At 46.4% G+C, this 14604-nt stretch carries 16 protein-coding genes; 8 read left to right on the top strand and 8 right to left on the bottom strand.

From position 1 onward, the window contains the following. Positions 1 to 29: 29 nt before the first annotated feature. Both ACED36_RS12695 and ACED36_RS12690 read right to left on the bottom strand, forming a co-directional pair. Complete coding sequence (locus tag ACED36_RS12695; RefSeq protein ID WP_347230846.1) at positions 30 to 344, bottom strand: PTS fructose-like transporter subunit IIB; 315 nt, start codon at positions 342 to 344, stop codon at positions 30 to 32. 104 nt (positions 345 to 448) lie between these two features. Continuing rightward, positions 449 to 1501 carry a PTS fructose transporter subunit EIIC gene (locus ACED36_RS12690; RefSeq protein ID WP_016961824.1) on the bottom strand — a complete coding sequence of 351 codons (1053 nt, stop codon included), beginning with the start codon at positions 1499 to 1501 and terminating at the stop codon, positions 449 to 451. A gap of 267 nt (positions 1502 to 1768) precedes the next feature. Here ACED36_RS12690 and ACED36_RS12685 point away from each other — a divergent pair, with 267 nt between their 5' ends. From ACED36_RS12685 to ACED36_RS12660, 6 genes are all read left to right on the top strand, one after another. Further along, on the top strand, positions 1769 to 2353 hold the full coding sequence (locus ACED36_RS12685; protein ID WP_371733363.1) for a hypothetical protein: 585 nt from the start codon (positions 1769 to 1771) through the stop codon (positions 2351 to 2353). Positions 2354 to 2665: 312 nt separating this feature from the next. Then, positions 2666 to 3424: an amino acid ABC transporter substrate-binding protein gene (locus ACED36_RS12680; protein WP_016961826.1), complete on the top strand. Its 759-nt coding sequence runs from the start codon at positions 2666 to 2668 to the stop codon at positions 3422 to 3424. Then, positions 3424 to 4098, top strand: a complete 675-nt coding sequence (locus ACED36_RS12675; RefSeq protein ID WP_016961827.1) for an amino acid ABC transporter permease — start codon at positions 3424 to 3426, stop codon at positions 4096 to 4098. Before ACED36_RS12680 ends, ACED36_RS12675 begins: the two co-directional genes overlap by 1 nt. Further along, entirely contained in the window at positions 4095 to 4832 is a 738-nt protein-coding gene (locus ACED36_RS12670) for an amino acid ABC transporter ATP-binding protein (RefSeq protein WP_371733362.1), read from the top strand. The genes ACED36_RS12675 and ACED36_RS12670 overlap by 4 nt, the downstream gene beginning before the upstream one ends. A gap of 289 nt (positions 4833 to 5121) precedes the next feature. Next, entirely contained in the window at positions 5122 to 6273 is a 1152-nt protein-coding gene (locus tag ACED36_RS12665; protein ID WP_016961830.1) for a Na/Pi symporter, read from the top strand. 358 nt (positions 6274 to 6631) lie between these two features. Then, positions 6632 to 6799: a hypothetical protein gene (locus ACED36_RS12660; protein ID WP_241819112.1), complete on the top strand. Its 168-nt coding sequence runs from the start codon at positions 6632 to 6634 to the stop codon at positions 6797 to 6799. A gap of 200 nt (positions 6800 to 6999) precedes the next feature. Here the strand turns inward: ACED36_RS12660 and ACED36_RS12655 are convergent, their stop codons facing one another. From ACED36_RS12655 to ACED36_RS12630, 6 genes are all read right to left on the bottom strand, one after another. Continuing rightward, positions 7000 to 9192: a hypothetical protein gene (locus tag ACED36_RS12655; RefSeq protein WP_017006435.1), complete on the bottom strand. Its 2193-nt coding sequence runs from the start codon at positions 9190 to 9192 to the stop codon at positions 7000 to 7002. Positions 9193 to 9647: 455 nt separating this feature from the next. Then, entirely contained in the window at positions 9648 to 10442 is a 795-nt protein-coding gene (locus ACED36_RS12650; RefSeq protein ID WP_016961833.1) for an ABC transporter permease, read from the bottom strand. Continuing rightward, entirely contained in the window at positions 10435 to 11073 is a 639-nt protein-coding gene (locus ACED36_RS12645; protein ID WP_017003210.1) for an ATP-binding cassette domain-containing protein, read from the bottom strand. Before ACED36_RS12645 ends, ACED36_RS12650 begins: the two co-directional genes overlap by 8 nt. After that, positions 11070 to 11513, bottom strand: coding sequence for a thioesterase family protein (locus ACED36_RS12640; RefSeq protein WP_016961835.1), 444 nt, complete (start codon positions 11511 to 11513; stop codon positions 11070 to 11072). Before ACED36_RS12640 ends, ACED36_RS12645 begins: the two co-directional genes overlap by 4 nt. Positions 11514 to 11765: 252 nt before the next feature. Further along, complete coding sequence (gene arfB, locus ACED36_RS12635) at positions 11766 to 12179, bottom strand: alternative ribosome rescue aminoacyl-tRNA hydrolase ArfB (protein ID WP_016961836.1); 414 nt, start codon at positions 12177 to 12179, stop codon at positions 11766 to 11768. An 81-nt stretch (positions 12180 to 12260) separates the two neighbouring features. Continuing rightward, complete coding sequence (locus tag ACED36_RS12630; RefSeq protein WP_016961837.1) at positions 12261 to 13217, bottom strand: DMT family transporter; 957 nt, start codon at positions 13215 to 13217, stop codon at positions 12261 to 12263. A gap of 262 nt (positions 13218 to 13479) precedes the next feature. Here ACED36_RS12630 and ACED36_RS12625 point away from each other — a divergent pair, with 262 nt between their 5' ends. Together ACED36_RS12625 and ACED36_RS12620 are read left to right on the top strand one after the other, a co-directional pair. After that, the gene (locus tag ACED36_RS12625) at positions 13480 to 13878 is read left to right on the top strand and encodes a DUF805 domain-containing protein (protein WP_016961838.1); all 399 of its coding nucleotides are present in this window, start codon (positions 13480 to 13482) and stop codon (positions 13876 to 13878) included. Positions 13879 to 14171: 293 nt separating this feature from the next. Continuing rightward, the gene (locus ACED36_RS12620) at positions 14172 to 14555 is read left to right on the top strand and encodes a DUF805 domain-containing protein (RefSeq protein ID WP_016961839.1); all 384 of its coding nucleotides are present in this window, start codon (positions 14172 to 14174) and stop codon (positions 14553 to 14555) included. Positions 14556 to 14604 lie beyond the last annotated feature (49 nt).

Genomic DNA, 14604 nt, shown 5'->3' with positions numbered 1-14604 from the left:
TGGGTTTGGCATCCACTCCGCTGGAATGATTAAGCTTGCGCTAACATGCTCTCTAACTTACTGATAATGTCAGGGGCTTGTTTTGCCGCTTGGGTAACGGTGACACGAACAATCTTCTTACCCGCAAAACGCTCTTCTCGTTTGATGGCGATGTCTTTGGTTAGGATAACCACATCTGCCGATGCAACATCTTCTGCGGAAAGTTCGTTTTCAACGCCAATGGCGCCTTGAGTTTCAATTTTAACGTCCCAGCCTTTTGCGCGAGCCGCGGTTTCCAGTGCTTCTGCTGCCATGTAAGTATGAGCAACGCCAGATGGGCAAGAAGTTACGCCGATAAGTTTCATCATCAATCTCTCTTTTACACTTTTATTGTTATTCGTTCAGTGTGGAGCGACAACGTTATTGGAGGTCGTCGCTCCGTTAATTCGTGGTTTTAGCTAAACATGTCTTAGTCGAAGGACAGTTCAAGTTCTTCAGTGTTTGCTTTTGTTTCTTCTTCACGGTCAGCAACGGGTTTTTTCAGTGCGTTCACAACGAGCGCGGTGGTTGCTGCACCTGCAATAACCGCGATGACATACATCATGCGACCTTCAACAACCGGTAGAACAATCAGGCCACCCCAAGGTGCGTGGTTAAGCACACCTGCCATGAAGGCCACAACGTTACCGACGATACCGCCTGCAACGATGGCTGGGATAACGCGTGCTGGGTCATTGGCTGCGAAGGGAATTGCACCTTCAGTGATACCGATACAACCCATGATTGCTGCCGCTTTACCGGCTTCTTTCTCTTCTGGAGAGTATTTCTTAGGCGCAAGGAAAGTGGCTAGAGCCATGCCAAGTGGTGGCACACAGATTGCCACACCGACGCCGCCCATCAACCAAGGTTGAGTGCCAACTTGAGTTTGTGCGAACAGGGTTGCGACTTTGTTGATCGGGCCGCCCATATCGAATGCTGTCATCCCACCTAGCACTGCACCCAGAACCGCTTTCGATGCGCCAGCCATGGATTGCAGGCCTTCGTTCATGAACGCCATGAAGCCAGCGATAGGTTGACCGATTACCCAAACAACCAGTGCTGATACGATGAACGTACCGCCGATTGGAATAATGAAGTAGGTAGAAAGCGCTTTAAGCTTGTTAGAAAGAGGAATGCGCTTCAGTTGTAGAACAACGTAACCTGCGATGAAACCGACGATGATTGCGCCTAGGAAACCCGCTTGTACTTGGTTAGCAAGGTAAGCACCAATCATACCTGGAGCTAGTGCTGGACGGTCTGCGATTGAGTAAGCGATGTAACCGCCAAGAACAGGAACAAACAGGGTGAAACCTGCGATACCCATGTCCCAAATACCTTCAAGGAACACACCTTCAGGTACAGCGCCTTTACCGCCAAGCATGACAGATAGAGCAAGTAGAACACCACCTGCAACAACGAATGGCAACATGTGGCTGGTGCCGGTGAGTAGGTGACGCTTTAACTCTGCTAAGTTAGTTTTCATGGTTCAGACCTTTGTTTAATGTTTTTAGATTTGTAGGGAGATGGCCTGATTATGCGCTCGGTCTGGTGCTTAAGATATTGGACAAATAAGCCCTTTACTGGAGAAATGTTGCATGTTGAACTGACTGAGAAGGCAATCACATATCCTTGATTTTAGTGATCTTATTAACACTATTTGCCGTGTGATTACGGTGATTCTTCTCTCTGTGACTGGAGGCTGGCGCGCTACGATCTACAATGAATGAACGACGCATCAAGGAAGAGTGAAATGGCATTTGATTTAGCGCGACTGATCAAGGAATGTGAATCGGCGTTTGGAAAGCCAAACCCGCAGAAACACATTGTGGACATACTTACAGAGAGCTTACGAGACCCTGCTTCTGTCGCCGCAGTGCTTCAACCAGCTCGCCGTGCTGGCTATGAAACGTTGTATGTGTCGGATGCATTCACGATTCTTCATTTTGTTTGGGCACCCAAAATGACCATGCCTGCGCATAACCACAACCTTTGGGCGGTGGTGGGGGTATATGAAGGAAGGGAAGATCATATTTTTTGGCGTCGGAACGACGAGCAAGCAGCATCAGAAATCTGCGCGGTAGGGGCGGCGACACTTGCGCCAGGTGAAGTACTGTCGATGGACACTAATGCTATTCATTCGGTGCTGAACCCGACGGATTTATTTACGGGCGGCATTCATATCTACAGTGGCAACTTCTTTGAAACGCCGCGCAGTGGATGGGATCCGATGTCGTTGCAAGAAAGCCCATTAGATGCGCAAAAGAACAATGCCATCTTTGAAGCTGAAAATGCCCTTCTTGATCTTCTGCCGGGGAGCCGCGCTTCTCGTTCCTAGTGATGGCTGTTAGACAACATGAGCGGGTGCTAAACGGCATCCGCTTTTTTGTGCGTAACGCTCTGCATTTGTCGACGGAAGCAGCATTAACGGTTAAGTGGGGCGATTGTTTTTATTTCTCAGTCTTATTGGAGTGAATAAATATGGGTGAATTGGGCTCATCTTAGTCAAAAACACCGTTCGATTTTTATACTGCAAACTATAAGGCCAGTAAATGTCTTATTTACAGAGTATTAAATAGATCGTTTCGTTATTTATTACAAAATTTCACTTAGGTTACATTGGCGACATCAAAAAAATGGAGTAATAAAAATGTCTTCAATGAAAAATCTTTTGCTTGCCACCCTTGCTTTGGCAACCAGCGTTACCGCTACTGCTTCACTGGCTCAAGACGATGTGAAAGTGGGTATGTCTGGCCGTTATTTCCCATTCACTTTTGTGAAAATGGATGAACTGCAGGGCTTTGAAATTGATGTTTGGAACGAGATTGGTAAGCGTGCTGACTATAACGTTGAATTCGTGACATCGAGTTTTTCTGGTTTGTTTGGCATGTTAGAAGCGGGCCATATCGACACCATCAGTAACCAAATTACCATCACCGAAGCGCGCACTGCTAAGTACGCATTCTCCGTCCCTTACGTTTTGGATGGTGCGCAAGTTGTGATTCGTAAAGGCCGTGATGACATCGCAGGTATTGATGACCTGAAAGGCAAGAAAGTCGCGGTGAACCTTGGCAGTAACTTTGAGCAACTACTGCGTAACTACGACAAGAAAAACGAAATCAACATCATCACGTATGATTCTGGATTTGAGCAAGATGTGGCGCTAGGCCGTACTGATGCTTTCATCATGGACCGCGTTTCTTCGGCACAGCTTATTCAAAAGTCTGGCTTGCCATTGCAACTGGCGGGCGAACCGTTCGAGACGATTCAGAACGCGATGCCATTTTTGAACACGCCTGAAAAATTAGCGATTAAAACCAAAGTTGACCAAGCACTGACCGAGATGAAAGCCGACGGCACCCTAAGCGAAATCTCTCAGAAATGGTTCGACTCTGACATTACTCAATAATGAACGGCTTCGATTTTGACTACATGCTAGCGCTGCTCCCGATACTGGTAAAGTATCTGGGAGTCACCCTAGAAATGTCGCTGATAGGCTTCGCGATTGCTCTGGTGTTATCGGTGTTTCTCGCACTGGTAAGGGTGTTCAGAGTCAACGTATTGAATGCGATTGTGGTGGTGTATATCTCTTTCTTTAGAGGGACACCGTTACTGGTTCAATTGTTTTTACTGTATTACGGTCTGCCACAAGTGTTCCCGATTTTCGTCGGTATGGATGCATTTACTGCGGCGGTCATTGGTATCTCGCTTCATTTCTCTGCGTACATGGCCGAGAGCATTCGCGCCGCCATAATGGGGATTGATAAGAACCAGCTGGAAGCGAGCCTCAGTGTTGGTATGACTGAACTTCAAGCCATGAGACGCATTATCTTGCCTCAGGCTGCACGTGTCGCGACGCCATCGCTAATGAACTATTTCATCGATATGATCAAAAGTACCTCGCTGGCCTTTACGCTGGGTGTGGCAGAAATCATGGCGAAAGCGCAGATGGAAGCATCATCGAGCTTTAAGTTCTTTGAAGCATTTTTGGCCGTCGCACTGATTTACTGGCTGGTGGTGATTTTCTTCACCCAGGTTCAGTCAATGTTGGAAGTCAGGTTGAATAAGGCGTATGCGCGATGATTAGTGTCAAACGGTTAAGCAAACGCTTTGGTGACGTAGAAGTGCTAAAGCACATCGACCTTGACATTCATCAAGGTGAGATTGTGGCGATTATTGGGCCATCGGGCACCGGAAAATCCACGCTGTTGCGTTGCCTGAACTTTCTCGAAACGCCAACAACCGGAGACATTCAAATTGGTGGGGTTAGCGTCACTGCAGAAAAAGCCACCAAGTCTGACATTCATCAGTTACGCAAACAGAGCAGTTTCGTGTTTCAAAGTTACGCGCTGTTTACTAATAAAACGGCGCTGGCGAATGTGGCGGAATCTCTGATTACCGTTTGGAAAGAGCCTAAAGCACAAGCAGAAGAATCAGCCAGAAAACTACTTGAGAGCGTGGGCATGATGGACCACCTTCATAAGTATCCGGCGCAGCTCTCTGGCGGTCAGCAGCAGCGTGTCGGCATTGCGCGCGCGATGGCGTGCAAAGGCGAGGTGATTTTGTTTGATGAGCCGACATCCGCGCTTGACCCTGAATGGGTCGACGAAGTGTTGTCTGTCATGAAGCAACTGGCTCAGCAAAAACAGACCATGATTGTTGTTACCCATGAGATGCAGTTTGCGCGTGATATTGCAGACACCGTGATTTTCATGGAAGGCGGCGTGATTGTGGAACAAGGGCCCCCTTCGCAAATCTTTGATAACCCGCAACATGATCGTACTCGTGCGTTTGTCGCAAGAGCCATGGGTTACTAACAAGACATCAGCTCACCCCAATTTCACGTGTGTTAACAAAGCTAGCTAATGCTGGCTTTGTTACGTATTGAGGTTGCGTATTGAAGTGGAGATACGCAAGTGAAAGGGGTTGCACTTCATCAATGAGCGAGATGATTCGTGAAGATGAGATTTTCTATTGGATGGTCACAAACTCGTCACGAAAAAGTCAAAAAACATTCAAATTAAACGTGCTGGTAATATTTTTGTCACATTACATTCATACGATGCCTGCGAACTGACAAATTACTTACATATCAGGAAACGAGTTATGAGCATCCAATCTGACGCACTGCAAGGACCTCAGTCCAAAGCTCCAACCAAACGCGCTCTGCAGTGGGCTGCCCTTATCGCCATGCTGTATCTGCTGCTGGTATCGGTTTCAATGATTGGCAGCGGCTTCAAATGGGCTGCTGGTGATCACGCGAAAGAATTGTTCGAATTTGCATCTAACCCTGTAGCGGGTTTGATGATAGGTATTATTGGTACAGCGCTTATTCAGTCATCCAGTACAGTGACGTCGATCATTGTTGGGTTGGTGGCGGGTGGCTTGCCAGTCGAGTTAGCTATCCCCATGGTTATGGGTGCCAACGTGGGCACAACAGTGACGAACACGCTGGTCAGCTTGGGTCATGCACGCTGTAAAGATGAGTTCCGTCGTGCCTTTACCTGCGCAACAGTACACGATTTCTTCAACCTTATTGCTGTTGCTATCTTCCTTCCTCTCGAAATGATGACTGGCTTCTTAGCGAAGATATCAGCTTGGCTCGTCTCTCCACTGATGCATGCTGACGACCTGAGCATGAAGAGCTTTAACTTCATTAAGCCGATCACCAAGCCTGTTGTGAATGGTGCCAAATCGGTATTTGAAGCGCTGCCAGGAAGCTTTGGCGGTATTGCTTTGGTTATCTTCGGCATTCTTTTGGTTATCGCTGCGATTACAGTGATGGGCAAACTGATGAAAAGACTGATGGTAGGCAGGGCGCGTGAAGTCCTTAATAGCGCGATTGGACGCGGTCCTATTCATGGCATCGCATCAGGCACGCTAGTGACGATTCTTGTTCAATCTTCATCAACCACTACGAGCTTGGTTGTGCCTTTGGTAGGCACCAACGTACTGACTGTTCGTAAAGTGTATCCGTTCATGCTGGGCGCAAACATTGGTACTTGTATTACCGCATTGCTTGCAGCAACCGCTGTGACGGGCGACAACGCGGTGTTTGCCCTGCAAATTGCACTTGTCCACCTCACATTTAATGTATTGGGCATCGTGGTGATTTATGGGCTGCCATTCCTACGTGATCTGCCTGTTAAGTGTGCGGAGACCCTTGCTGACTATGCGGTGAAATCGAAACTGACTGTTGTTGGCTACCTTGCCACCGTGTTTGTACTGTTACCTGGCCTGGTGCTCTTGGTGTCGTAAGTAAAAAGTGATTGTTCGAATGAATGAAAAGCCCTGACTGATTTAGTCAGGGCTTTTTTGATCGGGTTGTGTATATCGATTCGTTCAGAGCGGTGTGCGTGATGGGGGCTCACCGACACTGATTAGCGTTGATTGAAGCTCAAAGCTTCAGTTGCCCAAACCGATCAAACGCGCTGTGGCTGGCAAATTTGAGGGTGGTGGCAACCGAAAGAGTGACGGTGAAAAAAGTCGCTATCATGATCACCAGTTGGTATTGTTCACAGCAAGTAGCGGGCCTGTGCCGCCGAGGATTTGCCCTGTCATCATGCCTAGGAGACTGCGATACCTGAGGTGCAAATAGCTGCCAGTGGAGGACGAAGTGCTTCAATTGGCATTATCTACGCATGACCGTTTGGGTGACATCAAGAAGATTGTGGCAGAGATCCGGAATTCAGTGGTGCCAATCAGTAAGCGCTTAACCACGCAAAAAGGAGAGTTACTGGACATCATTTACTATGACGAGGGCTCAAATCGAACGGTGTGTTGAAGCAAGGTGTCTCACAGTTTGTGTTGAGATAGTCAAAGAAAGCCAAACAGCCTAAAGATACTTTGAATCCGCGATTTTTAGGTGTCTGGGAGGTAGCGCTAAACGAGCAAAGGTCTACCCATTGTGGGCAGACCTTTTCTATTTTTGACGCTCTATATTATGCTCGTGCTTTTTCTTCGTGAAGACATAAGCCTATTGCATTAAAGCGCGGGAATATTGAATCTCGGCGCGTTACGATCGAGCGACTGCCCATCCGAAAACGATGAGATCCAGTTATCATTCTTCCAATATTCCCAGCTACCATTTTTATAAAGGAAACTAAACCCAGCGCCCCATTTCGCCCAATTCTTGCTCGTAAAGGCCATTGCGGTAGGGCGTCCCTGGGCGTCGAAAAATGCATACCCCCAGTATCCGTTCCAATCGGTTCCTCCGTTAGCGCCTATTGTCCATGCTTCACCTGATTTTATGGTGCGTCCGTTTATACCCATTGCCATCGAACCATCGTTAAACTTGAGTACAGCGTTAACCCCATCACCGTAACTGTTAACTCCGCAGTTATGTTCGGTAATGTTCCCTCCATTCGATAGCCATTGGCCGTATTCAAGTACGCCATCTTTTGAGCAAAATACGGGGTTTTCCCAACTGCTGGCATTCCACCACGCCCGCCAGTCCGCGTAATTTCTTGTCAGCACTTTGGTGACGGTTTTAGCTTCTTTGGCAAGATGTGACAGTTGAAGCGTCTTTAATTGGCTCAACGTCTTGTTGGTGACACCCGTCGCTTTGGTATTATGTGGGCTGTTTTCCAATGCAAGATCTTGTTCCAGCCTCGTCACGTCAACTTTCTGAAAATTATTCAGATCCATAGGGGCTGCGGTGACTCTTTCCCATGCTGCAAGTGCCTCAGATTTAGATATTTGCAGTTCATGAAAAATCTTGCGCATTCTCGCTGTTCTCATGTCTATGGAGGTTGAGCGTTTTTTGCGAAGGTGAGTGGTGACGTCAGGTATGTCCCCGTAATCCGTATCGGCTGGGAGTGCGTCTGGATGGTATTCAACGGAGTAAGCGAGGTTGATGAGTCCAATGCCTGATTGGACAAAATTACGCCAAACCACATCTCTAAAACCTGCAACGCCCGCATTTATCCCGTATTGCATCGATTTAAATACGCCGTCAACGGCTATCCATGTCCCCATGTATGCGGCAGCAGCACCATAAGCGCTACTTGCATACTCAGAGGTGGTTGAATTTTTAGTGACGGGTTGCCATTTTGCATAGCCACCCCATGCTTGATTCCCCGCATACGCGGCAAGGCCACAGTTGATAGATGAGGTCAGAAGTTGCCATTTTTGTGAACCAAGGTATGGAACGAGAGACTCATGATACGATGCGGGCAGGGCAGTGTAGGTACCGCCATTTTTATATCTGACAAATTCGCCAACCATACCATTTAAGCCACCCCAAATAGCGGTATCGACGATTTTTAGTGGCCATGCTGCCGCTGTGGCATTGTCGCTATCTGCGACTTTTTGAATCATTGCATTTGTACCAATAGCACCCACAAACATCATGAGTCCAAGTTCTTCACGAAGCACACGCTCCGAAAACGCGCCTACTTGCAACGTATCGGCGATGATGCTGCCCACTCTCGGAATACTGCGTAACATATCATTGATTCGCTGACCATCACTGGCATGGCTTCCCGGAAAACCGTGAACCCATTGTGCATTGCCTAAGACATAGTCAAACATTGCCCAAGAGAGAGGAACGGCGAGCCCTTTGGCGGCATTAAAGCTTTCTTGGCTAACCGCTGTACCACCGATATAGCTATTATAGATATCTTCAACTAAACCTATTAAACCGAAAGCCCCAAACGCGCTTAATGCAGTACCTGTACCTGAACGGCACAAACCTCGTACGAGATTATTTTTGAAAATATTCGGCATACTAGGGCGGTAAGCATCACTTGAAATAGGATCATAAGAGTGTTGTGCAAGATAGTTTATGCCCATTTTTTCCGCATACAAGGCTGCTTCAATATCAACCTCTGATTCTGATAACTCCGGTTTGAGTGAATGAAATCCTTCATGAATAATAACGGATTGAAGATTTTCTTTATCACCAACGCTGTTGCCGTTTATTATTACGTTTCCTTCGTGATAGATGGCTATGGCATTTTCATACCCTTCTTGATTGATTTCTCCAAATGTAATTTCAGGCTGGGTGAGGCTAAATAATTTGTAGTCGGAATGTACCTCTTTTTTTTGTAAAGATTGAATTATCTCATCAATGTCATTGTCGTCATAATGCGCTTGATAGGCATAAAGCGCAGAGGAATGTCCGAGTATACTTAATCCAATGAAAAGGGAGAGTGTAGACAGCTTCCTGTGTGTCATAATTATATCCTCATGATATTTTATATAGGCAATTACATTAGCAATCACTTAATTTTCACTTTTAAATAATTACTGGAAATTAAGATAGGGCATGTGAGGTTAATTGCAAGCGAGGAAGTTTTGTGTGGTGTCATTGTTAGGTTTTATTTAGCGTTAACTTTATGAAAAAGTTATGCATATATATTTTTTTAAAAAAATTAAAGTGTGTAATAAATCGATAGCTTTTTGCTATCAATTGATAATATTAATTATATTTTTGTCTTATATGTTGTAAGTCGATCGGCTCTTTATAATTAATGCTTATCTATTGATGGTTATTGATTTTGTAATAAAGATTAATATTGTTGAATATTTCAATGCCTATCCATGCGTCGATGGCTCTTTTCATCAACCTCCGCTCCCGAGCAGAGTGCGCCACTTTTATGGTTAGATGAGAGATTTCAAGGGACGCTAAATCAAGGTAAAGGTTTAGACCGTGATTCTGAGGTTAGTTGTCCGTAGCGATTAAATAAGCGTCGGCTGACGAAATACAACGTGGTTGCTGCGGAAACAAACACTGAGATGAAAATCGCCACCATAATCACGAGTTGATATTTCACGGCAAGCAGGGGTTCTGTTCCTCCGAGTATTTGACCTGTCATCATACCCGGAAGGCTAACGATTCCGAGTGTGCTCATGGCGGCTATAGGCGGTCGCAATGCAGCGGTGAGAGCTTCACGCAAAAATGGACGGCTCGGATTAGGTGCTCCCAACGCGACATAGAATTGATATTCGGCGTGTCGCTTTTTTAAGCTGGTAAGTAACCGTTCCAGAGCAAGCACATTGGCTGACAATGCGTTTCCCAGCAACATGCCAGCAACGGGAATGAGGTATTGGGCTTTCCACCAAGGCTCGGCTTGAATCACCCCAATCATTAATACCGGCAATACCAGCGACATGGCGAGAAGTTGCCCTGCCAATATTGGTGGTATGAGCTGTTTTAAGCTGGCGCTGGCTTGTTTGCAGATGGTGCCACTCGCCACCAATATCATGATGAGCAACCACAAGGTATTGAGCCAGATATTGGCGAAAGCGAACAACGTTTGCAGGTACAAACCAACCACTGCCAATTGCAGCGTCATGCGCACCACGGCTGAAATTAGGTTTTTACTGAGTCCTAGTTGCCAGCGCTGAAAAAAAAACAACGGAATAATAAAGAGCAGGTATAACCCCGCAAGCGCCCAACTGTTGATGTTCAACGCTTCATTCATGATGATCTCCCAACACGAAGGTGTGGCTTGCAGCGTTCATCCATTCAGGATCGTGTGAAATAGACACCGTAATAATGGGAAGTGTTTTTAGTAACGTCATCAAGCTGTCTCTGTTTTTGGCGTCCAGCGCTGATGTGGGTTCATCCATCAACCACACGGGTCGATCCAGTAACAATGCACGGGCAATGGCGAGCCGTTGTTTTTGGCCTCCCGAAAGGGTGTCTACGTCTTGGTTCATGTCGTGTTGAAGGTTCAGGCACGCGAGTGTGGTTTGGCACTCTTCATCACTTGGCAAAAGGTTGTCGGTTGCTTGTAACGACCAAGGTAATCGGAGAACGTCCGCGATGGTGTTCGCACCCATCACGGGTTCTTGCGGAAGGTAGCAAAATTGACGACGCCACCAAGGTAAGTTTTGAACCGATACAGTTTGTTTTTGGTAAGCAATATGACCGTGTTGCGCGGGTTGCAGTGCGCACATCACGCGCAATAAACTGGTTTTCCCTGATCCCGATGCACCTTTAATAACAAGGTGCTGACCCTGCAAAAGCGCATCGGTCAACGCCGATGTTTTATCGGCCTCATACCCTGAACGAAGCTGGTGGAATGTGAGCGTTGCTCTGGGAGATGTCATTCGGCGTTTTCTGGTAAAAGATACTTCTGTAATGCGTTAGCGGTCTTTTCTGGAATGGCACAGCTCTTCCCGTCACTGAAATCACAATACACCACTAATGCTTCACCCACCGCGACACATCGCTGTTGGTTATGGCTGTGGATTTCATATTTCATGGTATAGCGCTTCTTTTGCACATCTTCGACCCATGAAACGGTCGTGATGGTATCGGGGTACACCAGTGGGGCGCGATAGTCACAGCGTGTTGACGCCACAACAGGGCCAATGTTGTGGCTTTTGACGTGATCAAATACGTTCAGTTCTTCGAGCATAACCACGCGAACATCTTCAAAATAGCGAAAATATACGGTGTTGTTGATGTGCTGGAGGGCATCCATATCATTCCAGACAATGGCTTGAGTCTGGGCGAGTGGGTAATCACTGAAGTGGGCTTGAGACACGTAAAACTCCTCTTATTGATTCTATTTGATTGGACACTAAGTGCTGAGGAGTGACAAGTAACGGTGTGAATACGATTTGCGTTGTGTGACATCAGACCAGTGAAGGCTTGTTTGTATTGAGGCCTTAGCGTGCCAATAAAACGTTGTGATGAGTGTCTTCGAAATGGAGGTGATGGAGACGGAACTTAAGACGAATACCGTTAACGTATTGCGAAGACGGTGTGAGAATGGCCAAGCGCAAGCTTGGCCTTTTTATAATGGTATTTTGCCACGCATTGATTTCGTTTTTCCACGTAGTGTTTTGCCATCAACACGTCTTTTTTGTGACCCTTTAGTCGGCTTGGTCGCTCTTCTCGCCTTTTGAACAATACCCACGCTTTTGATCATTTCCTGCAAGCGTGAAAGTGCGTCATCGCGGTTCTTTTCCTGCGTACGATATTGCTGGCCTTTTATCACAATCACACCCTCTTTGGTGATGCGACTGTCTTTCAGCGCAAGCAGTCTTTCTTTGTAAAAATCAGGCAAAGACGAGGCGTTGATATCAAAACGTAAGTGTACGGCAGAGGACACTTTATTGACGTTCTGACCACCTGCACCTTGTGCACGAATATACGAAATGTCGATTTCGTCATCTGGGATCGAGACGGTTTGAGAAATATGTAGCATGTTGATACGCCCTAGTAGCTATTGGGCGTCACTATAACGGAATGTCGCGGTGTGACTCAATCTTCATTTTCAGGTCAGTGTTTATCGTGGTGAAGAGAGTTGTTGCTTTCTGGAAGGGAGATGAGCAATAAATAACCCCAGTACAATAAAGGTAATGCCAACATAGTGATAGCCAGCCATTCGTTCCCCGAGTAACAGCATTGAAAAGATAATGCCAAACACCGGAATGAGGTGCATAAATTGCCCAGTTTGTGCCGCCCCCATCTTCATTACCGCACTGTTCCAACAGAAAAACGCAATGCCAGACGCGAAGATTCCGGTATAGAGGGAAATCGCCACGCTATTGAATGACACAGGCATGGTTTGAATAAACACAGACTCAGCAAGATAAACGGGGAAAATCATTGCCGTGCCGATGTACACGGTATAGCCAAGAATGGGTAAGCCTTTGAGCGCTTCCGGTAAACGTTGGACCAATACGCAGTAAGTCGCCCATACCAGAATGGCGAACAGGGCAATAAGCTCACTTTGACCAATGGAAAAATCCGAGATGAGCTGACCTTTGGTAATGATCAGCAGCACGCCGATAGCTGAGATAGCAATGGCGATCGTTTGTTTAAGCGTTGTTGTGTGGCCCAGCAACAAAAACTGCACCAGTAAAATCATCAATGGAGAAGTAGATTGCAAGATCACGACGTTGGTCGAGAGTGTATTTTCCAGTGCAATGTAAACAAGACTGTTGTATCCGGCGACACCAAGCAATGCGAGGACAAGTACCAAACCGAGATGTTGCTTAAGCAACGGCCACTGTGCGCGCATGGGGTTATAGACGAAGGGAAAGAGTACAACCGCAGCCACTGTCCAACGCCAGAAAGACAGCCCCATCGGCGGAATGGTTGCGTTCACTAGTTTGGCCAAGGTGATGTTACCTGCCCAACTCATTGTCGCAATAACGGCCAAAAAGACAGGCAGCCATGCCACTAAGCGAGACGGCTTTTCTTCTGCGTGCTGCTTCGTTTGTGGGCCTAGCTTTCTCATTCAGTGATACGTCCGTGGGTTTTTCTCGGTAGGTTAGTTACTCATGTTGTTCATGGTTTGGCAACATGGGAAATGTGCATTGAGCGAGAAAATTGGATATTCACGATTACATCGATTTTTCTTATCAAAATGAATCTGATGAGCGAGTCAAGATCCTGCATCGAGAGATGACTAGGGGGCCGTTTTCTTTGGTAAAGTAACGATATGGTACAAAGTGCCATTTGCATTGAGTGATGAGTGATGAGTGAAGTTGGAGAAAACAATGAACGAGTATATTGGGGTGCTTAAGAAATACGCATTATTTAAAGGGCGAGCGCGTAGAAAGGAATACTGGACGTTTATCTTGATCAATGTTTTGGTTTCCTTTGCACTGGGCTTTGTCGACCAATGGGTCGGGTCTTTTAATGCCGAAGCTGGTATTGGCACTCTGGGCATGGTGTATGCGGTGGCCGTGTTTATTCCGACTCTCGCGGTGACGGTGCGCAGATTGCACGACACTGATCGCGTTGGTTGGTGGGCACTACTCGGTATCGTTCCTTTTGGCGTAATTGCTTTGCTTATTATGCAGGCCTTTGAAGGTACCAAAGGAGAGAATCGCTTCGGTGTTGACCCTAAATGTCATCAAGCCAGCCACGGCAACAACGGTACGTTCGGCGGGTAATTTATTGTTTTTAATACGAAAAAAGCCAGTCCTCGCGACTGGCTTTTTGTTTTATGCTTGCTGTTAATTGAACGTTCACTGCGTTAAAAATGTCTCATTTTTTCCTATGTCCGAGAATGAGAATGCAACTGTATGAATTGCCACTTATAAGATCACGTATTAATACTGAGAGTTAATATGTAAGTGCAGAAGCCACTTGTGTTTATGAGGGATATATCCCCGTTTCTACCCTTATGCTTTGTTAGCGTGCTAGTCGATTTTGACCTAGATACCCCAGCAGTAAGGGAAAACAAATGAAGTGGTTATTTCTTGGTTATTTAAAGTATGCAACGTTTTATGGAAGGGCGAGAAGAAAGGAATATTTCGGCTACTTTTTCACTCAAAATTTGATTTTGGCCTTCTGTGTTTTGTTGGATGTTGCCTCAGTGGGCGTACACAATTTCAATATCACGGATCTTAACGCTTCATTGTTATGGTGGGGGATGACGCTATTACCATCACTCGGTGTAACGATCAGACGACTGCACGACATCAACAAGTCAGGATGGTGGATGTTGATAAACATGATTCCGTTGGTGGGTGGGTTGATTTTTGCTGTGCTTTTATTGCTTCGAGGAACAAAGGGCGGCAATCGATTTGGTTGTGATCCAAAAGCGATATTTAGCCGAAGTATCTGAAGGTTATTTCGCTCAAGATGAACCTATAATTTTTCAGTTCATCTTGAGT

Origin of the sequence: Enterovibrio sp. FF113 (assembly GCF_041439165.1) — a bacterium.
Lineage (GTDB): Bacteria > Pseudomonadota > Gammaproteobacteria > Enterobacterales > Vibrionaceae > Enterovibrio > Enterovibrio norvegicus_A.
This window is presented reverse-complemented; position numbering and strand designations above follow the sequence as displayed.

What these genes read in the sequence shown, in the direction of transcription:
- ACED36_RS12695 (WP_347230846.1), bottom strand. Translation starts at nt 344, where the DNA reads ATGAAACTTATCGGCGTAACTTCTTGCCCATCTGGCGTTGCTCATACT.
- ACED36_RS12690 (WP_016961824.1), bottom strand. Translation starts at nt 1,501, where the DNA reads ATGAAAACTAACTTAGCAGAGTTAAAGCGTCACCTACTCACCGGCACC.
- ACED36_RS12685 (WP_371733363.1), top strand. Translation starts at nt 1,769, where the DNA reads ATGGCATTTGATTTAGCGCGACTGATCAAGGAATGTGAATCGGCGTTT.
- ACED36_RS12680 (WP_016961826.1), top strand. Translation starts at nt 2,666, where the DNA reads ATGTCTTCAATGAAAAATCTTTTGCTTGCCACCCTTGCTTTGGCAACC.
- ACED36_RS12675 (WP_016961827.1), top strand. Translation starts at nt 3,424, where the DNA reads ATGAACGGCTTCGATTTTGACTACATGCTAGCGCTGCTCCCGATACTG.
- ACED36_RS12670 (WP_371733362.1), top strand. Translation starts at nt 4,095, where the DNA reads ATGATTAGTGTCAAACGGTTAAGCAAACGCTTTGGTGACGTAGAAGTG.
- ACED36_RS12665 (WP_016961830.1), top strand. Translation starts at nt 5,122, where the DNA reads ATGAGCATCCAATCTGACGCACTGCAAGGACCTCAGTCCAAAGCTCCA.
- ACED36_RS12655 (WP_017006435.1), bottom strand. Translation starts at nt 9,192, where the DNA reads ATGACACACAGGAAGCTGTCTACACTCTCCCTTTTCATTGGATTAAGT.
- ACED36_RS12650 (WP_016961833.1), bottom strand. Translation starts at nt 10,442, where the DNA reads ATGAATGAAGCGTTGAACATCAACAGTTGGGCGCTTGCGGGGTTATAC.
- ACED36_RS12645 (WP_017003210.1), bottom strand. Translation starts at nt 11,073, where the DNA reads ATGACATCTCCCAGAGCAACGCTCACATTCCACCAGCTTCGTTCAGGG.
- arfB (WP_016961836.1), bottom strand. Translation starts at nt 12,179, where the DNA reads ATGCTACATATTTCTCAAACCGTCTCGATCCCAGATGACGAAATCGAC.
- ACED36_RS12630 (WP_016961837.1), bottom strand. Translation starts at nt 13,217, where the DNA reads ATGAGAAAGCTAGGCCCACAAACGAAGCAGCACGCAGAAGAAAAGCCG.
- ACED36_RS12625 (WP_016961838.1), top strand. Translation starts at nt 13,480, where the DNA reads ATGAACGAGTATATTGGGGTGCTTAAGAAATACGCATTATTTAAAGGG.
- ACED36_RS12620 (WP_016961839.1), top strand. Translation starts at nt 14,172, where the DNA reads ATGAAGTGGTTATTTCTTGGTTATTTAAAGTATGCAACGTTTTATGGA.